Annotated in this window: 19 protein-coding genes and 1 tRNA gene; 10 read left to right on the top strand and 10 right to left on the bottom strand. The window is 42.7% G+C overall.

Annotated features, from left to right (window positions below):
- Window positions 1-26 precede the first annotated feature (26 nt).
- From ACOOE0_RS15930 to ACOOE0_RS15910, 5 genes are all read left to right on the top strand, one after another.
- A complete protein-coding gene (locus ACOOE0_RS15930; protein ID WP_420399901.1) occupies window positions 27-1430 on the top strand; it encodes a YfcC family protein in 1404 nt (467 codons plus the stop codon).
- 1 nt (window position 1431) lies between these two features.
- Window positions 1432-2598, top strand: a complete 1167-nt coding sequence (gene argE, locus ACOOE0_RS15925; protein WP_420399900.1) for an acetylornithine deacetylase — start codon at window positions 1432-1434, stop codon at window positions 2596-2598.
- Between the two features lie 111 nt (window positions 2599-2709).
- Window positions 2710-3984 (top strand): dipeptidase, encoded by a 1275-nt coding sequence (locus tag ACOOE0_RS15920; RefSeq protein ID WP_420399899.1) that lies wholly within the window; start codon window positions 2710-2712, stop codon window positions 3982-3984.
- Window positions 3985-4002: 18 nt separating this feature from the next.
- The gene (locus ACOOE0_RS15915; RefSeq protein WP_420399898.1) at window positions 4003-4512 is read left to right on the top strand and encodes a DUF6702 family protein; all 510 of its coding nucleotides are present in this window, start codon (window positions 4003-4005) and stop codon (window positions 4510-4512) included.
- Between the two features lies 1 nt (window position 4513).
- Window positions 4514-5098, top strand: coding sequence for a HupE/UreJ family protein (locus ACOOE0_RS15910; RefSeq protein ID WP_420399897.1), 585 nt, complete (start codon window positions 4514-4516; stop codon window positions 5096-5098).
- A gap of 36 nt (window positions 5099-5134) precedes the next feature.
- On the opposite strand, the gene ACOOE0_RS15905 is transcribed toward ACOOE0_RS15910, so the two are convergent.
- Together ACOOE0_RS15905 and ACOOE0_RS15900 are read right to left on the bottom strand one after the other, a co-directional pair.
- Window positions 5135-7348 (bottom strand): DUF5916 domain-containing protein, encoded by a 2214-nt coding sequence (locus tag ACOOE0_RS15905; RefSeq protein WP_420399896.1) that lies wholly within the window; start codon window positions 7346-7348, stop codon window positions 5135-5137.
- A gap of 262 nt (window positions 7349-7610) precedes the next feature.
- Window positions 7611-7695 (bottom strand) — tRNA-Ser (locus tag ACOOE0_RS15900).
- A 148-nt stretch (window positions 7696-7843) separates the two neighbouring features.
- Between ACOOE0_RS15900 and ACOOE0_RS15895 the strand changes: the two genes are divergently transcribed.
- From ACOOE0_RS15895 to ACOOE0_RS15880, 4 genes are all read left to right on the top strand, one after another.
- Window positions 7844-8599: a sulfite exporter TauE/SafE family protein gene (locus ACOOE0_RS15895; protein WP_138833486.1), complete on the top strand. Its 756-nt coding sequence runs from the start codon at window positions 7844-7846 to the stop codon at window positions 8597-8599.
- A 106-nt stretch (window positions 8600-8705) separates the two neighbouring features.
- Entirely contained in the window at window positions 8706-9899 is a 1194-nt protein-coding gene (locus ACOOE0_RS15890; RefSeq protein WP_420399895.1) for a DegT/DnrJ/EryC1/StrS family aminotransferase, read from the top strand.
- A 112-nt stretch (window positions 9900-10011) separates the two neighbouring features.
- Entirely contained in the window at window positions 10012-10518 is a 507-nt protein-coding gene (locus ACOOE0_RS15885; protein WP_420399894.1) for an RNA polymerase sigma factor, read from the top strand.
- Window positions 10515-11126, top strand: coding sequence for a hypothetical protein (locus tag ACOOE0_RS15880; protein ID WP_420399893.1), 612 nt, complete (start codon window positions 10515-10517; stop codon window positions 11124-11126). Before ACOOE0_RS15885 ends, ACOOE0_RS15880 begins: the two co-directional genes overlap by 4 nt.
- Window positions 11127-11182: 56 nt before the next feature.
- Here the strand turns inward: ACOOE0_RS15880 and ribB are convergent, their stop codons facing one another.
- The 7 genes from ribB to ACOOE0_RS15845 all read right to left on the bottom strand — a co-directional run bounded on the left by ribB (window position 11183) and on the right by ACOOE0_RS15845 (window position 18587).
- On the bottom strand, window positions 11183-12319 hold the full coding sequence (gene ribB, locus ACOOE0_RS15875) for a 3,4-dihydroxy-2-butanone-4-phosphate synthase (RefSeq protein WP_420399892.1): 1137 nt from the start codon (window positions 12317-12319) through the stop codon (window positions 11183-11185).
- Window positions 12316-13824, bottom strand: coding sequence for an LptF/LptG family permease (locus ACOOE0_RS15870; RefSeq protein ID WP_420399891.1), 1509 nt, complete (start codon window positions 13822-13824; stop codon window positions 12316-12318). The genes ribB and ACOOE0_RS15870 overlap by 4 nt, the downstream gene beginning before the upstream one ends.
- A gap of 3 nt (window positions 13825-13827) precedes the next feature.
- Window positions 13828-14475: a LolA family protein gene (locus ACOOE0_RS15865; protein WP_420399890.1), complete on the bottom strand. Its 648-nt coding sequence runs from the start codon at window positions 14473-14475 to the stop codon at window positions 13828-13830.
- Between the two features lie 4 nt (window positions 14476-14479).
- Window positions 14480-16846, bottom strand: a complete 2367-nt coding sequence (locus ACOOE0_RS15860) for a DNA translocase FtsK (protein WP_420399889.1) — start codon at window positions 16844-16846, stop codon at window positions 14480-14482.
- Window positions 16847-16909: 63 nt separating this feature from the next.
- Window positions 16910-17275, bottom strand: coding sequence for a diacylglycerol kinase (locus tag ACOOE0_RS15855; RefSeq protein ID WP_420399888.1), 366 nt, complete (start codon window positions 17273-17275; stop codon window positions 16910-16912).
- On the bottom strand, window positions 17268-17774 hold the full coding sequence (gene tpx / locus ACOOE0_RS15850; protein ID WP_420399887.1) for a thiol peroxidase: 507 nt from the start codon (window positions 17772-17774) through the stop codon (window positions 17268-17270). Before tpx ends, ACOOE0_RS15855 begins: the two co-directional genes overlap by 8 nt.
- A gap of 168 nt (window positions 17775-17942) precedes the next feature.
- Window positions 17943-18587, bottom strand: a complete 645-nt coding sequence (locus ACOOE0_RS15845) for a peroxiredoxin (RefSeq protein WP_420399886.1) — start codon at window positions 18585-18587, stop codon at window positions 17943-17945.
- 448 nt (window positions 18588-19035) lie between these two features.
- On the opposite strand from ACOOE0_RS15845, the gene ACOOE0_RS15840 reads away from it, so the two are divergent.
- Window positions 19036-21693 (top strand): hypothetical protein, encoded by a 2658-nt coding sequence (locus ACOOE0_RS15840; protein WP_420399885.1) that lies wholly within the window; start codon window positions 19036-19038, stop codon window positions 21691-21693.
- Window positions 21694-21740: 47 nt separating this feature from the next.
- Here ACOOE0_RS15840 and nhaC read toward each other — a convergent pair whose 3' ends face one another.
- Window positions 21741-23222: a Na+/H+ antiporter NhaC gene (gene nhaC, locus ACOOE0_RS15835; RefSeq protein ID WP_420399884.1), complete on the bottom strand. Its 1482-nt coding sequence runs from the start codon at window positions 23220-23222 to the stop codon at window positions 21741-21743.
- Window positions 23223-23279: the final 57 nt, after the last annotated feature.

Here is a 23279-nt window from a genome sequence, read left to right as displayed (position 1 = left end):
AAAGTGAAGCCGTCCTCCTGAGATAAATGAGCAAATCAAAATCTGAAGCCCCCTCTTTTTTTCAGCGTATACCCCATGCCATTACCATGTTGTTTGGCATTATTGTGTTGGTAACCCTGCTGACTTACCTTTTACCGGCGGGTTCGTATGAAAGGATTTTGGTGGATGGCAGGAGTACAGTTGTTCCCAATTCGTATCGTACTATTTCTTCTACTCCTGTTGGAATCCTGGGGATGTTTAAGTCCATCCCATTGGGATTCAAGGCTGCGGTGGAAATCATCTTTATCGTACTGTCCGGGGGAATCATGTTTGGTTTCATGGAAAAATCGAAAGCTGTTGAAAATGCAGTCGGTACGCTGGTAAGGAAATTGGGTCTTAAAAACAAGCATATGATCATTGTGATCATGACCTTTATTTATGGCTTGTTGGGAGTAGCTGTAGGATATGAGAACAATATAGCTATGGTACCAATAGCAGCGGTGTTAAGTCTGGCGTTAGGAGGAGATTTAATTCTTGCTGCGGGTATTTCTGTTGGTGCCATGACGATCGGTTTTGGTCTATCACCCATAAACCCATACACGGTGGGAACGGGACATAAAATTGCAGAACTGCCCATGTTTTCAGGAGCTTTGCTTCGAAGTGTACTTTGTTTTACAGCCTTGACCATCATGGCTTATTACAATGTGAGATACTTCAAAAAGATTACTTTGAACCCCAACAGGAGTCTTGGCAAAGGCCTGAATGTAAGTAATTTGACATTGTCAAAGCCGCTAAATGAATACGGATTGAGCAAAGGAAATTGGATGGTGATTTCCATTTTTATAATGGGCTTATTGGCGGTACTATATGGAGTTTTCAATCTCAACTGGTATATCAATGAGCTTTCTGCTGTTTTTTTGATGGTGGCCTTGCTATCTGGCTTGGCATCAAGAATGAGCGCTACCACAATGAGCGAAACGGTTTTGAAAGCAGTAGGGTTGGCAGCACCAGGGGCATTTATGGTAGGGTTTGCCACATCTATCAAGGTACTCATGGAAATGGGAAATATTGGAGATACGATCTCACATCAACTTTCCGTTGTTTTACAAGGTCTGCCATTGTATGCCTCAGCTATTTGCATGTCCATTTCCCAAACCGTTATTAACTTTTTTATACCCTCAGGAAGCGGACAGGCATTGGCTACCTTGCCCGTGATGCTGCCGTTGGGAGAATCTTTGGGACTTACCAGGCAAATTACGATTTTGGCCTTCCAAATAGGCGATGGGATTTCTAATTTGGTGAACCCCACCTTGGGCGGACTGATTGCCATGTTGAGCATGTGTCGTGTACCCATAGATCGGTGGATTCGTTTTATATTTCCAGTATTGATCAGCCTGCTGTGCATTGCCGTATTGGCGTTGGTAGTGGCAGTGGCAATTAACTATAGCTAATATGACCGTAGAAAACATCCTTACCAAGCTTGTTTCTTTTCCCGTACTGGGAGGCGAAAGCAATTTAAGTATCATCCATTGGATAAAGGAGTATATCGAATCCTATGGGGTTGAGGCAAACTTGCTGCCCAATGCTGAGGGTACCAAGGCTTCACTCCATTGCCGTATTGGCCCCGCTGTTGACGGAGGTGTCATTCTTTCTGGGCACACCGATGTGGTTCCTGTTGAAGGCCAGGAATGGACTACGGACCCGTTTGTTTTGACGGATAAAGGGGATGGCAAATTATATGGAAGGGGTTCTTGTGATATGAAAGGTTTCCTTGCCTGTTGTTTAGCCGTTTTACCCCAAATGGTCAATGCAGACCTGAAAAAACCCATCTATTTTGCTTTTTCCTATGATGAGGAGGTAGGCTGTTTGGCTGGACCTGAACTGGCTCGAGTAATGAATACATATTATCAGGAGACTCCCAAATATGCCATTATAGGAGAACCATCCATGATGGAACCCATAGTGGGTCAAAAGGGGATTTACATTTTGGAAACCTATGTTGAAGGTTCTGCGGGACATAGCAGTCGTATCAAACAAGAAGTCAGTGCTATTCATGAAGCCATGCGGCTAATACTTTGGTTAGAGAATAAGATGGATCAATTAATAGCAGCTGAAAGGTTGGATGAACGTTTTAACCCACCGCATTCCACCATACATATAGGGTTGGTAAACGGAGGAATTGCCCCAAATGTTATTGCGGACAAAGCTTATTTCTACTGGGATTTAAGAACCATACCCATGGATTCCATTGAAGAAATCGTAAATGAATTTGAAGCATATTGCAGGGAGAGGGAAGAGGAATTACGACAAGTTTTTCCCGATTTTGGGATCAAAACCATGGAAAACCATCCTCCAGTTCCACATCTGGATACCAATGCCAATGATGATGTGGTGCAACTGATAAAAAGAATTGCAGGAAATTCGAAATTAAATACCGTTTCCTATGCCGCAGAGGCAGGTCAATTTGCCAATGAAGGTTTTCACACGGCAATCTGTGGGCCGGGATCCATTGCACAAGCGCACAGGGCCAACGAATTTATTGCAAAGGAACAATTGGAGATGGGAATGGAAATGTTGCAGAAGTTGGTTCAGGAATTATCAACAGAGAGCTTCCAATGAGCCCTAAAGCCAAGGGAATTTGATAGGTTACCGGATGGATGCAATTCGAAGAAGTATGAAGTACATTATTGTTGTACATTTAATAATATCGTATCACATAAACCATAAACTATGAACAAGTTACGACACAGTTTTTCCTTTTTTTCCATCCTCTTGGTGTTGATGGCGGGTTGCAAGGAAAAATCTGAACCACAAGAATCAAAAACCGAGGAAGAACAATTAGTGGAAAAGGCCCTTGAAATCCACAAGCGCGTACTTACACTGGATACCCATGCGGATACGCCCTTGCGTATGATTGAACCTGGCTTCGACATGGCCGAGCGGCATAACCCCAATGAAACTGGTTCAAAAGTGGATTATCCAAGGATGGTTGAAGGGGATTTGGATGCCATCTTCTTTGCTGCTTTTGTGGCCCAGGATATTAGGGATGATGATGGAAATACTAGGGCGAAGACGTTATGTCTTCAAATGATAGATTCGGTCATTGCATCAACTCAAAGAAATGCTGATGTTGTGGGACTTGCACTTAACCCAGATGATGCCTACGCTTTGGAAAAAGAAGGAAAACGCGCCATATACATTGGAATTGAAAATGGATACCCCATCGGTAAGGACTTGGCCAATGTAGAACTCTATTTCAATAAGGGCGTACGTTACATTACCCTGGTACATTCTTCGAACAATGATTTGGCGGATTCGGCTACCGATGAGTTGGGAACAGAACACGGTGGAATTAGTGAATTTGGTTCCAAAGTGGTTGCTGAGATGAATCGTCTTGGAATAATGGTAGATGTTTCCCATGGCAACGACAGCGTATTTTACGATGCCATTAAGATGTCCAAGGCACCCATAATTGCAAGCCATTCCAATGCACGTAGCGTGACCAAACACGACCGAAATATGACCGATGAAATGCTTAAGCTCATGGCAGAAAATGGGGGAGTGGTGCAATTAACCATGCTGTCAGATTATTTACGTATGCCTCCGCCCAATGTTGCGTTGGATTCTGCAACGGCTGCTCTAAAAGCCAATATGAAACCTGTGGAAGAAATGACCCTGGAAGAACGCGGGGAGATGCGTAAAGCGATTCGGTCGCTCAGGGAGAAATACCCAGCGCCACTCGCCACGGTTCAACATGCAGCTGACCATATTGACCACATTGTAAAAGTCGCTGGGATTGACCATGTTGGTATCGGATGTGATTTTGATGGAGGTGGCGGCATCCAAGGGGTTTTTGATGCCAGCGAAGTGATGAACATCACCATAGAATTGGTGAAGCGTGGATACACCGAGGAAGAGATTGAAAAAATTTGGGGAGGAAATTTGATTCGGGTCTTTAAAGTAGTCCAAAAGGTTGCGGAAGAGATTCAATCCAATCCGTCCTAATCACCAGAAATTAAGGCCGTGTTCAGAGTACTGTTTGTTTTTGTTGTTTTGGGAATATCCAAACCGATGGAGGCACATCCGTTGCGGCTTTCTCTGTGCGAAATAGAATATTCTGCCAGCAATCAGCTGTTGACCGTGAACCTAAAGTTGTTCTTGACCGATGTAAATGAAGCCATAGTTTTTGACCCCTACAGCAAGGAGTTGGCCTTTTGTCAACCTAATGAATCGCCAAAAGCCGACCAGCTGCTCATGGACTACTTGAATCAACTGTTCCATGTAAAAGCCAATAGGAAATTGGTCAATCTTAAAATAAAAAGTAAGAAATTGAGTGGGGAAGGAGATAATACGGCTTTGTGGGTTTATTTTGAGTATCGACAAGAAGCGCCCTTATCGTCATTGGAAATTAAGAATGCAGTTTTTACCGATCTTTTTTTTGATCAAAACAACATTGTCTACGTCCACGTCAATGGGGAGTCAAAAAGTTTGATGCTCAACAAAAAAACAGCTGTCCACCAATTGAAATTTTAAAATGCATCCGTTCCATTTTTACCTAAAATTAGGCTTCGAACATATTTCTAACTTGGCAGGTTATGATCATATACTCTTTTTGATTGTACTCTGCGCTGTCTATCGCATCCAGCAGTGGAGAAATATCCTGATTTTGGTTACGGCATTTACCATTGGTCATAGCGTTACCTTGGCTCTTGTTTCCTTGGATATCATTTCTATCCCTTCGAATATCATCAAATTTTTGATTCCTACGACCATATTTGTCACGGCATTGCATAACGTAGTAGGCCCAAGCCCTGACGAATTGTCTACCCGTATGGGAAGAAACTATGCAATGGCTTTGTTCTTTGGCTTTATTCACGGAATGGATTTTTCCAATTATTTCAAGGCACTGCTCATGGATCCATCAGATGTTTTGGTTCCTTTGCTTGGTTTTAATTTGGGAATTGAACTTGGACAATTGTTGGTGGTATTTTTTATTGTTGCATTCTCCTTTCTGTTTCTTAACGTACTCAAAGCCAAACACAGGGATTGGAATGTTTTTATTTCGGGAGCAGCGGCAGGCTTGTCCCTGATTTCTATGTTTGAGAACAAATTTTGGTAAGAAAAATTAAATTAAGCGGGTTGGCCGCTTAATCCTTTATAGTCTGAAATTATATCGTACTTTCAACAAAATCTGTCGGTTTTGAAGCTCCCAAGGTTGGTTTAGACCGTTAAAGGTATTGTTGTTAAACACCAAGAAGACATCACCGAGCGGAGAGAAGATCCAATGTATACGGGCATTTAATCCCAAAACACGGCTATCGGTATCGTACTGTAGATAACTGTTCAGCTGAAGGTTCGAAGTGACATTGAATCGTACACGAAGGCCTGCCAGCGTTTGGTCAAAATCCCCAAATGGCAACCTGGCACGGTTGTGAAGTCCGCTAAATTCAAACGCCAAAAGCGCACTGGGATTCCAGTTGAGGGTCAATTCAAACTCATCCAAGTTCCCGTCATAAAAACTACCAAACCACCAGGTGGCCTGACCACTTAGACGACGTTTACGGGCAAATTCCGCTTCCAAACGATAGCGCATAAAGTTGTATTCACCCACAGGAATGGTCACTCCATCCGAGATTTCAAAAGGCTCCAATATGTTCTCGCCCACGGGCCTAATATTACCTTCTACACGATCGCCACTTTCCAAACGCCAATTGATAGGGGCTGTGAATATGCTATAGGACTGCCATGGCCCTGAAATGTTATTGACATACGTAACAAAAAACTGATGGAACATTTGGCGGAGCCAAGGGGTTTTGGGTCTTGGCGCAAAAGTCCCTCCAAAGCGATAGAAGTTGACACCACGTCTTGGTACAAAACCTAAAGAAGGGTCAAACTGTTCCCCGATACGGGCATAGGTAACGGCAACGTCCCAGCGATCATTGGGATAATCGATTTTGAAACCTGCGGCCGCACGATCGCTGGACAGGTCTTCTCGATCCGTAAATAGCGCCCAACCTCCTACCAAAAAGTTTTTGTCCCCATGGAATCGGGTGGTCTGAAAGGTAAAATCAGCCCCGGACATCCAACTGCCATCACGCCCCAATGGATCACCGGCTGAAGCTATAAAGCCTACGGAACTTTCCTTGAGCACGTTTCTGCGAACCCGAACCACTCCCATATTGGTGGCATTGAAATTATTGTTCTCTAAGCTGAAATCGTTGGTTCGAATACCCAATCCACCAAAAGCGGTCTTGCCAATGCGACCATTCAATTTGGTTCCACCAACAACTGGAATCTGAACATTGTCGCGAAGTCCAATGCGTCGACTAAAGAAGGGAAGAATAGTACTGCGTCCAGTACCAAATCCGAATTCGAAAATGTCGGAACCTTCAAGGAAAAAGGTACGTTTTTCAGGAAAAAATAACGGAAAACGGGTCAAGTTGGTCTGACGTGTATCTACCTCGGTTTCTCCAAAATCGGTATTGACGGTAAATGTAGCAAGAACATTGGGGCCAATACGTTGATTGGCATCAAAACTAATATCGGGATCTACCACCATGGCACCATCAGAGCCCGATTGGTTGGTGTTGGCAATCAAGGAGGGTCTAATATTGACTCCAATCCCATAATTGAATTCAGGTAGTCCGGTGACCAATCCCGCCCGACTGGTTTGGGCAATCCACTGGTCACGTTTGACATTCGACCAACGGATGGTCTCTTGATTGCGCTGTATTCTTCGTTCCACATTAAAGCCCCATTTGGACAGCCCTTTTTTAAAGGCAATGCTTTGAATGGGAATTACAATTTCGACCGTCCAACCCTTATCCGTAATTTGTGTTTTGGCATCCCAAACAGCATCCCAATCAGCGTTCTCATCTTCACCGCGGTTTGATACCAGCGCATCGTAACGTGCTCCCAGGGAATTAACCGCAAAGATGTAGCCAGATTGCCCGTCCAAAAAAGGGTCGATGACCACTTTAACATGGTCTTCTTCTGAAATATCCGTATCCCGTAATTTGGAAAAACGAATAATTCCTTCTGGATTGGTATCATTACAGCTTATACCAATCACTACGGTTCTGGCATCAGCTATAACTTGGATTAAGGTCGATTGCGAGGGCATACCCCCTTCTTCTGGAACTGTGGTTTTTAAATTGGTAAGTACAGGCGCAGTATTCCAGTCCTCTTCGCTTAAAGCCCCATCAAAATTGAAGGAATCGGTCAATTTTCCAGAAGCAAATTCCGGTCGTTCAATAACTTGGCCAAAACCAATTTGAATAAATCCCAGTAAAAGGATTAAAACCCATTTAAATTGAACGATGGATTGGAAAATTCGAAGGTCTTTTTGGTATGCAGGTTTTGGATTCAATACCGATAATTAAATCATCAATGAAGATACTCCAATAATTGTTCTATTGAGATGAAACCCATGTAAATCTTAATTCGAAGGGAATCTTGTTTTGGGATAGTGTCTCTAGGAGGAAGAGGGATTCTTTGCAAGACAAACATCCCAAATTGGAATCCAATACAAAGAAAAGCTCCTATCAGAGCCATTTTGATTTTTTATGGCAAATTGAAACCAATTTCGTTTGCTCTAAAAAAAAGCTTCACCATGGTGAAGCTTTTCTTTGCGGAGGAAGAGGGATTCGAACCCCCGGAGGTGTGACCCTCAACAGTTTTCAAGACTGCCGCATTCGACCACTCTGCCATTCCTCCAATGTTTGCGGGCTTGCCCGCCCTTTACCATCTTTTACCATCGCAAAGGCGGGTGCAAATATAGTAAGCTTTTTTATTTCAGTAAAAACCTGAACACTTTATTTTATTTCAGATTTCCATTTCATTTATACCGCTTACATTTGCCCCCATGGATCAGTGGTACCATTATGTACTTTTGGTTGTGGTTGGTTTTGCCGTAGGCTTTATCAACACCATTGCAGGAGGTGGCTCTTTGCTGTCGCTTCCTACCTTAATTTTTTTGGGTCTTCCCCCGGCTGTGGCCAATGGAACCAACAGAGTGGCCATAGTGATACAAACGGCCATAGCCACTGCTGGATTCAAGAGCAAAGGCGTCTCAACTTATCCCTTCAACATTTACCTTGGAATTTCGGCCTTTTTAGGCGCCATTCTTGGGGCGAGGATTGCTGTGGATGTGGATGGGGAGACTTTCAATAAGATTTTGGCCATGGTGATGCTGGCCGTGGTGTTGATTATCATTTTCAAGCCTAAGCTGAAATTGGAGGAAATGCAGGAACGGCTCACCGGAAAATACCTTTGGCTGAGCATTGTGGTTTTCTTCTTTTTTGGAATCTATGGAGGTTTTATAAACGCTGGCCTTGGTTTCCTCATGATTTTGTTTATGCATTTTGTCAACCGTATGAATCTGGTTCGGGTCAATGCCACAAAAGTGGTAGTGGTCTTTGTTTATATGCTGTCCGCCTTGGCGGTTTTTGCATTCAATGATAAAGTGGACTGGAAAGTTGGACTTATCTTGGCTATCGGGAATGGAACCGGGGGTTGGATTTCCAGCCGTTTTTCCGTCAAAAAAGGGGATGGGTTTATCAAGACTTTTTTGGTGGTAATGGTCATTATTATGGCGATAAAACTGTGGTTTTTTGGATAGTCGACAATTAGCAATGAACAATTAGCAATGGGCAATAATCAATAATCAATAATCAATAATCAATAATCGATAACGGATTAACCCTTAACCATTAACAAAATACATTATGCCTGGATTTGAACTTTTTGGAGATAAGGAACGAGCACAAGTACAGGACGTCCTGGATTCGGGGGTTCTGATGCGCTATGGCTTTGACGGTATGCGTAATAATCATTGGAAAGCCAAAGAGCTGGAAGCTGCCTTGGCGCAAAAAATGAAATCAAATCATGTGCATTTGGTGAGTAGTGGTACGGCTGCCCTAACCGTAGCTTTGGCAAGCGCCGGCATTGGAGCAGGATACGAGGTCATCATGCCCACCTTCACCTTTGTGGCCAGTTTTGAATCGATTCTGGCATTAGGTGCTGTTCCTATTCTGGTTGATGTGGATGATACCTTGACCCTGAACCCTGAAGCTGTGGAGAAAGCCATTACCCCAAGAACCAAGGTCGTTATGCCAGTGCATATGTGTGGTTCCATGGCCAATCTCGAAGCCTTGCAAACTATCTGCGACCAACATGGGCTATTGTTGTTGGAAGATGCTTGCCAAGCCATAGGGGCTACCTACCATGGAAAGCCATTGGGAAGCATTGGGGATTTGGGCTGCTTTTCTTTTGATTATGTAAAGACCATAACCTGCGGTGAGGGAGGTGCTATACTTACGAACAATGAAACGTATTATCAGAATGCCCATAAATATGCTGATCATGGACATGACCATATAGGAAACGATAGGGGAGCAGAGGCGCATCCGTTTTTGGGTTACAATTATCGTATTTCTGAAATGAATGCCGCTGTGGGATTGGCCCAACTGTCCCGTTTGGATGAATTTATCGCCATTCAAAAGAAAAACTATGCCATAATACGCGAGGCTTTAAGCCATATTGATGGAGTCCAATTCAGGACAGTACCCGAGGGAGGCGAGGAGAATTATTCCTTCCTTAGTTTTTTTCTTCCTTCGGAAGCATTGGCGCAGCAAGCTCAAAAAGCCTTGGGAGAGGCAGGTGTGGATGGTTGTTTTTATTGGTATAACAACAATTGGCATTACTACCGCAAATGGGAGCATTTGACCCAAAAGAAATCCTTGGGAAAATTGCCAAAAGATGTGCTGGAAGCTCTTCCCGATTATGAAAAAGCAGATTTCTCCGTATCTGACCATTGGGTGGGGCGCAACATTTCCTGTTTGATCAAACTAGGTTGGACAGCCGACGATGTTAAGCTAAGGGCCCAAACTATGGCCGATGTGCTGCGGAAAATTCTATAAGCACCATTCTTCGATTTTAAAAGTGTAATTCTCACTTGGATTGCAACTTTTTTGGTTTTCATGTCATATTTTCAAATGGCCTGTAACTAAACCAATAAAGGCAGCAATCCTAATGAACAAAGATTTAGAGCGTACCTTCCTGAACGCCTTGGACGAATCCCAGGAAAAATTACTTCGTGTTTGCTATTCTTATGCAAACAGTACAGAAGAAGCTAAAGACCTGTTTCAGGAAGTATTGGTCAATATCTGGAAGGCCCTCCCCAATTTTAATGGAGACTCAACACTGACTACTTGGATGTATCGGATTACCCTGAATGTGGGGCTTAGATACCGCTCCAATTTATTGCGGGACAAAAAACGGATTTCGGAAATTAAAAGCGTTACCATTGAACAGATTGAAGGGCATCAGGAAGAGAGTAGGAGTAGATTGAAATTGGATTTGTTGCGGCAATGTGTTAGACATCTTAATGAAATTGACAAGGCGGTAATCACGCTTTACCTGGAAGAACTTCCCTATAAAGAGATTGGAACTATTTTGGGATTAAAGGAAAATACGGTCGCCGTTCGCGTTAAACGTATCAAAACAAAACTGTTGAACTGTTTAAATGAAAAGTTATGATTGAGGATGAATTGATTCAAATTTGGCAGTCCTCGCCAAAGCACGAGCGCATTAAGTTTGAAAAGTCCAGACTCCTGCTGGATGTGCAAAACAGACTGGATAGCTTTGATAGGGCTGTTAAAATTAGGGATACGGTAGAAATCAGTGTTGCAATACTAATGACCCCTCTCTTTTTGTATCAAGTTTATCGGCAGCCCAATGTGTTGGCGAAAATTGGAGCAATTTGGATTGTGGCCTATATCTTATTTGTCGTCTATAAGCTACTAAAGGTTAAAAAAGAAAAGCCTAGCGAAGCCACGTCCTATCTTGAATACTTAAAGCAGAGCAAGATCTATCTGGAAAAACAAAAGAGATTGATTGAAAGTGTACTGTACTGGTATATTCTTCCGGGTTTAATGGGTTGCACTATATTTTTGATTGGCTCTTTAGATTTGCTGAATAAAACCTGGCAGGAGATTATAAAAATAAAGAAAGTATGGGTTGGCCTGTCGGCATTTACAGGGGTCGGGGCATTCACGTATTGGTTAAATAAAAGAGGGGTCAAGAAAGAATTCATACCCCGATTGAAAAAAGTGGACGAGTTGATTCGGTTAATGGAAGAAGAATAAGCAGTAGCTTGGGTCTAAAGTCTCTAGTCCCTAGTCTAAGGTCCAAAGTCTAACAACTAGTAGCCAACATATTCCACAATCTCAAGCCCATAACCTACCATTCCCACCCGTCTGGTCTGAGCAGAGTTCGTCAATAATCGAAGTTTGGAAATATTCAAGTCATGTAAAATTTGCGCTCCAATTCCGAAGTCCTTGGTGTCCATGTCTATTTTTGGTGCCTTGTAAATGCCCTCCGCCTGCAGTTTTTTTAATTCTGCCAAGCGACCCAGCAGATTCATGTGTTGGTTGCCTTGGTTGATAAAGATCATAGCTCCCTTTTCTTCAGCATTTAACGCATCAAACATGCGTTGCAACCGCTCATCTGGATTATTGGTTAGGGTGCCCAACATATCATTGTTCACCAAAGTGGAATTGATTCTTGTCAACACGGGCTCCCCAGTTTTCCAATGTCCTTTGGTCAATGCTATGTGCACTTGATCATTGGTGGTTTGTTTATAGGCACGCAAACGGAAGTCCCCAAATCGGGTTTTGATATCGAAGGCCTCTTTGCGCTCAATCAAGCTATCATGTTCCATACGGTAGGCAATCAAGTCCTCAATGGAAACAATTTTAAGGTCAAACTTTTTGGCTACCTCCCGCAACTCGGGCAATCTTGCCATGCTGCCATCCTCATTCATGATTTCGACAATAACCCCGGCAGGTTTCAGGTCGGCCAAACGGGCAAAATCTATGGCGGCTTCGGTATGCCCTGTTCTACGGAGAACCCCACCTTCTTTGGCAATTAAAGGGAAAATGTGCCCAGGTCTTGCCAAATCATGTGGTTTGGTACCCTGTTCCGTAAGCGCTATGATGGTTTTGGCCCGATCTCCAGCAGAAATACCTGTGGTAACCCCATTTCCTCTTAAATCCACTGATACGGTAAAAGCCGTTTCCAAGGGATCGGAATTATGGGTAACCATTTTATGCAAGCCTAGATCTTCGCAACGTCCCTCGGTAAGTGGGACACAGATAAGTCCACGGCCATGGGTGGCCATAAAATTTATCGTTTCGGGTGTAATGAGCTCAGCAGCGGCCAAGAAATCCCCTTCATTCTCACGATTTTCATCATCTACCACAATGATAACCTTGCCTTGTCGGATGTCTTCTATGGCTTCTTCTATGGCATTCAGTCGGCTATTTTCCTTATCACTCATTCCGTATCCTCTTTTTCTTTCTTCTTGAACAGGTTCTTAATTCCATCCATAATATGCCCAAACCCAATCAACCCTCTATCTGCAGTGGCCCGTCGGGTCAAGGAAATTCCCATGGGGAGCATGATCAGGGTAGACAGCCAGGCGCCCAATATAGGGTGAATATTGTTCTCTTTGGAGTAGTTTCCTGCAAATACCCCAATAAAATAATAGGCCAAAAACAGGATAATGGCAATCACCATGGGTAATCCCAAACCACCTTTGCGAATTATGGCACCCAAGGGAGCTCCTACAAAAAATAGGATAATACAGGAGAATGCCAGGGCATATTTTTTATGCAGGGACAGAATATGGCTGTTGTAAAACTTAAACCGCTTTTGCAGCTCTTCTTTTTTACCAATAACCGTGGTCAATATACTCTTGGTAGAGGTGCGGGCAGAAGTAACAATTTGCAACTGTTGCCACTCGGGAAGGGTTTTGATAAACTCCTTAATGGTAGAAATGCTATCGTACTGGGCTTTTTTCTTTTCGGTCAGCTCAGTTTTGTCCAGTTTGGCCCTTTGCGCTTTTTGAATGCTGTCTTGCTTGGTAGGAACAGGAAAGGCACCCATCCGCGTAATGATGTTCTTGGAAAAAGCCTCCACTTTTTCCAAATTATTCTTTTCCAAAGAATCAATGTCCTTGACCAGGCGGACAACATTTTTCATTTTGTCCGTGGTGATGTTTCCTTCCTCCTCCAAATCCTGGTTGTTAAGTTCGGAAATATCAATATTGATGGTATAGGTCTCAAACTTTGCTTTAGCAAAAGGATGTTTCCTTTTTTCCTCGCTTCTTTTGGGTTTTAATTCCTTGTAATAGTTCCCATCTTTAAGTACCAACTCAATAATATCAGAATCCTCACTACTGATCAGTTCCCCTTCTTTGGCCTTGATAACTGTGGTGTTTACAGCTTGTTTGTCCTTGATGTGGATGATTACATTATCCAGAAAGCGGTCTTGCTCTCCATATTTTCTATCCACCTTGATGTTCATCCCTTCCCCAGTACCTTCAAAATCACTGAACACTCCCTCTGTAATGGCCGCAGCGGGCTTAACCTTGGCGATGTTACGCCTCAAGTTGAACATCTTCTGTTCGGATTTGGGAATGATGTTGTTGGCAAAGAAAAAAGTGACAACGCCTAAAAAGAGCACAAAAACTATCAAACTGCGCATCCCCCGCTGAAGGGAAATACCAGAGGCCTTCATGGCCGCAAATTCATAGTTTTCCGCAAAAGTTCCAAAGGTGAGAATGGATGATAGCAGTACCGTTAGCGGGAGTACCTTGTCCACCAGGGTGGGGATAAAATAAAAAATGAACTTGGCTATGATCACCACGCCAAGTCCTTTTCCCGCCAAGTCATCTATAAAAAGCCATATCCCTTGGAAGATGAATATGACAATCAGGATGCAAAAGGAGCTAAAGAAGTTATAGAGAAACCTATATAATATATACCGGTCAAGTATCTTCAATGCCTAATTTCTTATGATATAGTACCCGTCGTCCTCGAATTTTTTCGCGTTAAAGGTAAACAGTGTACTTGACAATGGCTGATTGGTTTTGAAAGAATTAACGGTAATCGTTGTTTTTGTGCTGTTCTTTCCCGTTTGGATAAGCTTGTAGATATGCTTGGTTCCCATGTCCACACCCAAAAGAATGGACGCTATTTCGGTGTTGGAATCGATGGGGGTCAACTTTACATATTGGATTTTTCTTCCGCCCACATTTTGAAGGAGATCCCAGGCATAGTTATGACCAGAGCGGTAGAAGGTCAACATTTTTGATGGGGTAATGTTGTTGTCGTCTTCGGAAATAGCCTCAATGGTCACTTCCTCATTTTCAGGAACAATGGTGTATACTTTGGAACCATCACTCATCACTTGGGCGCCCAAATAATCCAAAAGATATTTATCACCACTTAAGGTCACATTTCCACTGGATTCCTGCTTTAGGTTGGCCTCAGAATTTTCAAGACCATATTTAAAATCTATATAGATGTTATCGTAGCTTTTGGCTTTGCTATATACCTCATCCAAAAGCGCTTTGGCCTTGGTTGCGTTCTGTGCATGGGCAAAGAAACCCACGGCAAAAAGCCCGATAAAAAGAAATAGTTTTTTGAACATTGTGCTATTTTGTTTCATTTTCTAAAAGTTGATCTAAGGCCAGGATATCGGGAACCAATACTTGTCTTGCTTTACTTCCTTCAAATGGACCTACAATTCCTGCCGCTTCCAATTGATCTATGATTCGTCCTGCCCTGTTATATCCTAATTTTAATTTTCGTTGGATCAGCGATGCGGAACCTTGCTGGGCATTTACAATGACCTCTGCCGCTTCCCGGAACATGGCATCCCTGTCCGCTATGTCATAATCAATCCCCGTGCCAGAGTCCTCACCTACATATTCTGGCAGTAAATGGGCATCCGGATAGGCGCGTTGCGAGCCAATATATTCTGTGATTTTGGCCACCTCAGGGGTGTCCACAAAAGCACACTGGAGTCTGGTCACATCATTACCCTGGGTAAATAGCATATCCCCGCGCCCAATTAATTGGTCGGCTCCTTGGGTGTCCAAAATGGTTCTGGAGTCTATTTTGGAAGTCACCCTAAAGGCAATTCGCGCCGGGAAGTTGGCTTTGATAATACCGGTGATTACATTTACAGAGGGTCTTTGGGTGGCTATGATCAAATGAATTCCGATAGCCCTGGCCAACTGGGCCAAACGCGCAATGGGAGCTTCCACTTCCTTGCCTGCCGTCATAATCAGGTCGGCAAACTCATCGATAATTAAAACAATATAAGGTAAGAACTTATGGCCCTCGTTGGGATTCAGCTTACGGGCCTTGAATTTGACATTATACTCTTTGATGTTCCGCACCATGGCCGTTTTCAGCAACTCGTAGCGGTTGTCCATTTCAATACAAAGGGAATTCAAGGTATTGATCACCTTGGTGTTGTCCGTGATAATGGCGTCCTCTGAATCTGGAAGTTTGGCCAAGAAATGTCTTTCAATTTTGTTGTACAGGGTCAGTTCCACTTTCTTGGGATCCACCAGTACAAACTTGATTTCCGCTGGATGTTTTTTGTACAATAGGGAAGTGATCACCGCATTCAATCCCACGGATTTACCTTGTCCAGTGGCACCTGCCATGAGCATATGGGGCATTTTTGCCAAATCCACCACAAAAGTTTCGTTGCTGATGGTTTTTCCAAAAGCAATGGGCAATTCCATTTCGGCCTTTTGGAATTTGTTGGAGGCAATTACCGAGCGCATGGATACCACGGAAGCATTTTTATTGGGCACCTCAATACCTATGGTTCCTTTTCCAGGAATAGGGGCAATGATCCGAATCCCAAGCGCTGCCAAAGACAGGGCGATGTCGTCCTCCAGATTTTTGATTTTGGAAATTCGGATTCCCGCCTCAGGCACAATTTCGTAAAGCGTCACTGTGGGACCTATAGTGGCCTTGATTTGGGCTATCCCAATCTTATAATTCTTTAGGGTGCTAACGATTCGGTTCTTGTTCTCCTCAAGTTCTTCTTGGTTGATTGTGATTCCTGAAGAAGCTCCATGGGGTTCCAAGAGATCTAGGATTGGGAATTTGTAATTGCCCAGTTCCAGTTTTGGGTCGAACTCCCCAAAGTCCTTCACCAATTTTTCCGCTTTAATGTCCTTTTCTTCTTTCTCCTCCTTAACTGTTTCTACCTTTAGGTCGATGTCGGTTTCTTCCTCTTTCGGAAGATTTACGTCCAGACCGGCTTCTGGGTTTAGGGGTGGTATGTCTTTTTTGTGGGTATAGGTATCCACCAAAACAGGTTCTTCCTCCGTGCTTAGCTCGATACTATTATCCTCGGTGCCCAAAACTTTTGGTGCCGAATCTTTCTTTTTAAAGTCAGTTTTCAGGTTTTGCCGTTGGTTTCTAAAGAAGTTGCCTATCCCCTCAGGACTAAAATTGAACAAGCGAACCAAGATGACCATCAAGACAAAAATCAAAATGAGGAAAACCCCAATCTTGCCTACATAATCCTGAAGGAAATCATTCATTTCATAGCCAATAAGTCCACCCAGAAGGGGTTGCTCCATAGCGAAAAATCCAAGGGCAATGGATACCCAAATGATACCGATCAACCCCCAAATCCATTTGCCTACCAGTCCTTTGTTGTTCAGGCCCAAAAAGAGATAGAGTCCGGTCACCGCCAGCAATAGCGGAAATACAAAGGAGGCCAAACCAAAGCCTTTGTACATAAAAAAATGACTTACGGCGGCACCAAACTTATTTAGTAAGTTGTTGGCTTCCGCGTTGCGGTCCCTAAACTCGGTAAGTAAACTTTGATCCTCCTGCCAGGTAAAATAATAGGACATAAAGGAGAAGAACAGGGCAATACTGAGTACAATAAGCAAACTACCCAAAATAATTTTATTCTGTTTGGACGGTTTTAAGGATAACTTTCTTTTGGCGGATTTAGGTTTGGATTTTGTCCTCTTCTTGGCCATGCAAATGATTAATAACGGGGCTAATTTACAAATTTACGATGCTTACCATGGAAACAGATGTTGCTAAACCAATTTTGGCACATAAATAACAAGTCCCACGATACATGCTATGATGGATACTATCATAACGGCTCCTGCAGAGATATCTTTTATAAAACCAATTTTTGGGTCATCTTCGGGTTGGATATAGTCCGAGATTTTCTCTACAGCAGTATTCAAGCCTTCAATTCCCATGACCATTCCAATGGAAATCAATTGGGCCATCCATTCCCCTGATGAGATTTCAAAATAAAAACCCGCTGCAGTCATGAGCAGGGCTATCACAAATTGGATTTTGATACTAGCCTCCGTCCGCAATAGCAAGAACAGCCCTTTAAAGGCATAACCAACACTCTTGATCCTGTTGATGAAGAAGGACTCCTTAGGCATCCATTAAGGCTTCTAGCGCTGCCTTGTAATTAGGTTCATCCGCAGTTTCCTGTACCTGTTCGGTATAAATGACCTTACCTTCCTCATTCAACACTACAACACATCTGGAAAGCAGGCTTTCAAAGGAGGAGTCTGCAAATGCTAGCCCATAATCCTGACCGAAAGAACCTGTTTTGTAATCGGAAAGCATCTCCACATTTTCAATGCCCTCGGCTCCACAAAATCTGTTTTGGGCAAATGGCAAATCCTTGGAAATGCAGAGCACTTTTACACCACTGAGTTCGGCAGCTTCTTCATTGAACTGTCTTACGGACTGGGCACAAGTACCTGTGTCCACGCTTGGAAAAATATTTAAAACCACTTTGCTTCCGTGATAGTCCGAAAGCGTTTTTGTGGACATATCCGATTTGGTTAGCGTAAAAGTGGGTGCTTGTGAGTTTACCTCAGGAAGGTTTCCAACTGTATTGGCGGGATTTCCGCCTAGTGTTATTGATGCCATATGAAAAGTTTTAAGAAGGGTGAAATTACTAAATAATCCAAAGTCCGTGGCAAAAAAGGAAGCCCATTGAAAAAGTTTTTCCAATGGGCCTGTCTTATTTTGGGATGTTCCTTCCTTTTTATGGAAAGAAACAGATCAATTCCAGAGTTTTGTTTCCTCTTTAAGGGATTAATTGGCGTGCTTGGATAGGTATTCGGCCACACCGCTCCTGTCGGCATTCATAGCTTCTTTACCGCTGTTCCAATTGGCAGGGCAAACCTCACCTTTTTCCTGTACATGCGTATAGGCATCAATCAGCCTGATGAACTCATCAATGTTTCTACCAAGCGGCATATGGTTCACACTTTCGTGAAAGATGGTTCCTTCTTCATCAATCAAATAGGTGGCTCTATAGGTTACATTATCTCCTTCGACAGTGAAAACCTTGGTTTCCTCATCATATTTTTCGTCTGTAATGTCCAAAATGCCCAGGGTAGAGGCCAAGTTTCGATTACTGTCCGCCAATAGGGGATAGGTAACACCCTCAATACCTCCGTTTTTCTTTTCGGTGTTCAACCAAGCAAAGTGAACCTCCGCCGTATCGCAAGAAGCACCAATTACGAGGGTATTTCTTTTGTCAAATTCTTCCATTGCATTTTGGAAGGCGTGCAACTCTGTTGGACAAACGAAAGTAAAATCCTTGGGGTACCAGAAAAGCACCACTTTTTTGTTTGATTCTTGAGCCTTTTTAAGAATGTTCAGCTTGGTTGTAATGCCGGATTTGTCAATGGCATTGACTTCTAGATTTGGAAATTTTTTGCCAACTAATGTCATAATTTACGTGCTTTTTTGTGCGTCAACAAATTTAGCTCTTGCTCATTAAAACTGGTTCATTTTTGAATCCAAATTTGCTGACAAAAACACGTATTTCCATTTGTGTAAAAAAGGAGAAAAATTATTGAGGGAACCAAAAAAATGAAGCAAATAAAAAAATGAACTGATAATGTCAAGACCAATATTCTGATTATTTTTTAAACGTGTTAACGTTGAAGAAAGCAGAGGCCAAACCTATGGTGCATTTAGGTGATGTTGACTTTGATGTCTGCGAGTTTCGGCAACCATATCTGTTACAAAAAACTCGATTTTATATCCACTTGGTTCATTCCCCATTATTTTCTTGTAATTTGATTCGGAGTTGGCATTTTTCAAATTACGGCGATGGAACGGTATGCATAACTTTACCAAAAGCACAATGGTTTAACCACTAAAAAACAAACTTCATATGCATAATCATCAAAAAAGGACTAATGGGCAAAGTCTTGTTTTAAAACTGTATAAGGTTTACCTACTGATCATGGTTTTGGGTTGTACTGTTTCCTGTAAAAAAGAGTTTTCTGGACCTATTACAGAACAAATCACCATGCACAACATAACCATCCCCGAAGGTTTTAAAATAGAGAAGCTATATAGCCCTGGTACCCATGACCAAGGATCTTGGGTGAGCATAACCAAAGATGACAAAGGACGTTTGTATGCTTCGGACCAATTTGGAACTATCTATAGGGTAACCTTACCTAGTACAGAAAATAATTTAGATAGCGTTGTGGTCAAAAAGATTGATATCCAATTAGGTATGGCGCAAGGTTTACTCTGGCATAAAAACACATTGTATGCCTTGGTCAATGCAAGCAGTGAAAACGACTTAGACATACAAAGTGGTTTTTATAAAATTACCGATGCAAATAGTGATGATGAGTTTGATACGGTTAAAATGCTTAGGACTTTTAAGGGTTGGGGAGAACATGGTCCCCACAACATAACTTTGGCACCGGACGGACAGTCACTGTTCATGGTTTTAGGAAACCATACCGATATTCCGGAAGATATTGGCAGCGTAATACCCAAGAATTGGGGAGAAGATAATTTATTGCCTGTTATTAAAGACCCCAGTGGTCATGCCAATGATGTAAAAGCGCCAGGTGGTTGGGTGGTTAAAACTGATTTTGAAGGTAGGGATTGGACGCTTTTAAATGTAGGACTCAGGAATACTTATGATATAGCTTTTAATCCTGATGGAGAACTATTCGGGTTCGATTCTGATATGGAATACGACATGGGAATGCCGTGGTACAGGCCTATTAGACTGTGCCATTTAACAAGCGGGGGCGATTTTGGTTGGCGTACAGGAACAGGTAAGTTTGATGCTGAATTCCCAGATAACTTACCCAGCATTGCAAATTTGGGGCAAGGATCTCCAACAGGACTTTTGGAAGGCGAAGGCTTGAAGTTTCCCAACTATTATCAAAATGGATTTTATCTTTTTGATTGGAGTTATGGTACCATGTATTTTGCCAGTCTGACCCCCGAAGGAAGTAGCTATACGGCTAAAGTTACTGAGTTTATTTCAGGAGTGCCCTTGCCTTTGACCAATGGAATTGTGGGAAATGATGGTGCCATGTATTTCTTGACAGGAGGAAGGCGTTTGGAGTCCGCCTTGTATAAACTAACCTATACAGGTGCCTTGAACAATGAAGTTAAGACGGCAACTCCGAACAAATTAGGTAAAAATGAAAGAAAGCTTAGAAAAAAAATTGAGAGCTATCAAAGTATAAAAAGTCCAGATCAGATAGATTTTTTGGTTGAAAATTTAGATCATGAGGACAGATATATTCGATTTTCATCTAGAGTAGCATTGGAAAATCAGGATGTTGCTATTTGGAAACATAAAATCGTTGAAGATGAAAGTGTTTTGATAAAAATCGCCTTAGCGATTGCCATTGCCCATCAAGGCAAGGACAACGATAGAGTGGAGGCATTACAAGCTTTAATGAAGTTGGATTGGACAGATTTAACTTCATTGGAAAAAATAGATTTTTTAAGAGCCACAGAGCTGTTGATCATCAGAAGCAATCAAAGCGTTGATGCATCGTTACAAAGGGCCATTGCCACTAAACTTTTACCGTATCACTTAAAAGAATCGGAACATCTTAATAAGGAAATAACCAAGTTGTTGAGTTATCTGGATACCTCAGAAATTTTAGAGGCTACCATTTATAAAATGGAGAACGACACCATTACGTCCAATTTAAAATCTAATTATTTGTCGGGGGATATTACCAAACGAAGTGATCAGTATGGTAAAGACGTGGAAAACATGCTCAAAAACATGCCCAATCAGCAAAACATCAGTTATGCCAAAAGCTTAAGTGAAGTAAAATCTGGTTGGACAAAAGCCTTGAGGGAGCGGTATTTTAGATGGTATAATCGAGCGTTAAAAAAATCAGGCGGAAAACAGTATGCTAATTTTATCAAAGCCATTCAACGCAAAGCCTTGGAAAATGTTCCGGATGAAGAACGAGCGTATTTCGAGTCCTTGTCTAGTGAATCCATGAATCAACAAGCAGATTTGATGAAAGATGTGAGAATGCCGGATGGCCCAGGAAAAAACTATACTGTTGCCCAGGTTGAGAAAGCATTTAATGAAAATAAAAAGGATGCCAACTTTGCCAACGGCGAAAATTTTTATAGAGCATCAATGTGCGTTTTATGCCATAGTATAAAAGGAGTTGGAGGCAATTCAGGTCCAGAGTTGACACAAATAGGGACACGTTTTTCAATTAAGGACATTGCAGAGGCGATTGTCAATCCTTCAAAAACGGTTTCAGACAGATATAGAAACACCATTTATCATTTGACCAGTGGCAACACCATTAGAGGAAGGGCAGTGGAAGAAAGAGACGACGAGATAATCGTAAGTATAAATGCCTTCTCTCCAGATATTACCAGTATCATAAAAAGAGCTGATATAGCTAAAGTTGAAGAGTCTGCGCAATCTGTAATGCCAGCTGGTTTAATTAATAGTTTAAACGAGAAGGAATTAAGTGATCTAATGGCCTTTCTGGTCGCAGGGGGAGACGAGAACAATAAAATTTACGACTAGTGTTCTTAACCACATGGTGTGATTAAGACATTTGTGTTATTAATCGCTTACTTCGTAGTAAGTTGCTTGATCTTGATTTTGAATGCCGCAAACAGTAAGGTCATAAATGGGCTCAACCAATTGAAAATGGCAAAAGCAAAGTAGTCAATTACGGGAACCCCAAGTACGCCGCTGTGATAGGCTCCACAGGTGTTCCACGGTACAAGAACCGAAGTTACCGTCCCTGAATCTTCCAAGGTCCGACTTAGGTTTTCAGGTGCCAACCCGCGTTCCTGATAGGCTTTGGAGAACATTTTCCCTGGAACTACCAGAGCAAGGTACTGGTCTGAGGCAGTAACATTGAGTGCAAGGCAACTTCCCACGGTACTGGCAAATAATCCAAACGTGGTCTTGGCCATGCTCAAGAGAGATTTGGTGATTCGCTGCAGCGCTCCAATCCCGTCCATGATGCCGCCAAAAACCATGGCGCATACAATCAACCAAATAGTGCCGAGCATTCCTGCCATTCCTCCAGATGAAAAGAGGTCGTTCAGAGCAGGGTCTGAGGTCTCAATGTTGGTGTCAACCGTTATGGCATTCAATATTCCCTTGTAAGCAGATTCAAAAGTCAAGCTTGTTCCCCCGCCCACGGATGTAACCAACTCAGGTTGGAAAATTAGGGCAAAAACACCTCCCAAAAGCGTCCCGATCAGAAGAGCCAGCAGCGGTGGTGCTTTTTTTACGATTAAGAAAATAACCACTACAGGAACCAAGAACAACCAACCGTTAATATTGAAGGTGGAGGCGACATTTTTAAGAATGGCATCGGTATCCGCTACGCCTGAAGAATCAATTGTAAACCCTAGGATAATGAACACTACGAGTGTTACCGAAATGGTCGGGATCGTGGTCCACCCCATATACCGTATATGTGAGAATAAATCCCCTCCCGCCATAGCAGGAGCAAGGTTAGTGGTATCGCTCAAGGGCGACATTTTATCTCCAAAATAGGCTCCTGAGAGGACAGCCCCGGCTGTCATACCCAAGGAAATACCCAGTGCGTCCCCAATCCCAATTAAGGCAATACCAACGGTAGCAGCAGTAGTCCAGCTACTCCCTGTGGCGATGGAAATAATGGCGCAGATGATAACGCAAGCTGCCAAAAAAATGGTTGGATTAAGAATCTGAAGCCCGTAATAAATCATGGCGGGAATGATGCCGCTAATCAGCCAAGTTCCTGAAAGGGCTCCCACCATAAGTAATATGAGCAGGGCTCCTGTTGTAGATCGCACATTCTCTGCAACCTCGGCCAGCATTTGTTTGTAAGATACTTTGTTGAAGAAACCAACAATGGCAGCAACCGCTCCTCCCAAAAGTAGAATAAACTGATTGGAGCCACTTAAGGCGTCGTCACCAAAAACGTATACGTTGTAGGCCAACATGGCCACCAAGGCGAAAACCGGAATTAGGGCCTCCCAAATATTAAGTTCTTTATTTTCTACAATGTTCTCTGCTTCTCTAAACTTGGGTTTTTGGGCTTTTTCCGCCATGTAGTCTGGTTTTGTTAACGAGTAATATTACAACATTGCGTCCTGTTGTGCAAACCA

It is taken from the genome of Flagellimonas sp. (assembly GCF_965215805.1).
Taxonomy (GTDB): Bacteria; Bacteroidota; Bacteroidia; order Flavobacteriales; family Flavobacteriaceae; genus Flagellimonas.
Note: the sequence above shows the minus strand (reverse complement) of the source record. Positions and strands in the feature narration are given on the sequence as shown.

Coding starts and splice junctions, on each gene's coding strand:
- ribB (WP_420399892.1), bottom strand. CDS start 12,319: ATGAGTGATAAGGAAAATAGCCGACTGAATGCCATAGAAGAAGCCATA.
- ACOOE0_RS15845 (WP_420399886.1), bottom strand. CDS start 18,587: ATGACATTAGTTGGCAAAAAATTTCCAAATCTAGAAGTCAATGCCATT.
- tpx (WP_420399887.1), bottom strand. CDS start 17,774: ATGGCATCAATAACACTAGGCGGAAATCCCGCCAATACAGTTGGAAAC.
- ACOOE0_RS15855 (WP_420399888.1), bottom strand. CDS start 17,275: ATGCCTAAGGAGTCCTTCTTCATCAACAGGATCAAGAGTGTTGGTTAT.
- ACOOE0_RS15865 (WP_420399890.1), bottom strand. CDS start 14,475: ATGTTCAAAAAACTATTTCTTTTTATCGGGCTTTTTGCCGTGGGTTTC.
- ACOOE0_RS15880 (WP_420399893.1), top strand. CDS start 10,515: ATGATTGAGGATGAATTGATTCAAATTTGGCAGTCCTCGCCAAAGCAC.
- ACOOE0_RS15895 (WP_138833486.1), top strand. CDS start 7,844: ATGGATCAGTGGTACCATTATGTACTTTTGGTTGTGGTTGGTTTTGCC.
- ACOOE0_RS15920 (WP_420399899.1), top strand. CDS start 2,710: ATGAACAAGTTACGACACAGTTTTTCCTTTTTTTCCATCCTCTTGGTG.
- ACOOE0_RS15890 (WP_420399895.1), top strand. CDS start 8,706: ATGCCTGGATTTGAACTTTTTGGAGATAAGGAACGAGCACAAGTACAG.
- argE (WP_420399900.1), top strand. CDS start 1,432: ATGACCGTAGAAAACATCCTTACCAAGCTTGTTTCTTTTCCCGTACTG.
- ACOOE0_RS15910 (WP_420399897.1), top strand. CDS start 4,514: ATGCATCCGTTCCATTTTTACCTAAAATTAGGCTTCGAACATATTTCT.
- ACOOE0_RS15860 (WP_420399889.1), bottom strand. CDS start 16,846: ATGGCCAAGAAGAGGACAAAATCCAAACCTAAATCCGCCAAAAGAAAG.
- ACOOE0_RS15885 (WP_420399894.1), top strand. CDS start 10,012: ATGAACAAAGATTTAGAGCGTACCTTCCTGAACGCCTTGGACGAATCC.
- ACOOE0_RS15930 (WP_420399901.1), top strand. CDS start 27: ATGAGCAAATCAAAATCTGAAGCCCCCTCTTTTTTTCAGCGTATACCC.
- nhaC (WP_420399884.1), bottom strand. CDS start 23,222: ATGGCGGAAAAAGCCCAAAAACCCAAGTTTAGAGAAGCAGAGAACATT.
- ACOOE0_RS15840 (WP_420399885.1), top strand. CDS start 19,036: ATGCATAATCATCAAAAAAGGACTAATGGGCAAAGTCTTGTTTTAAAA.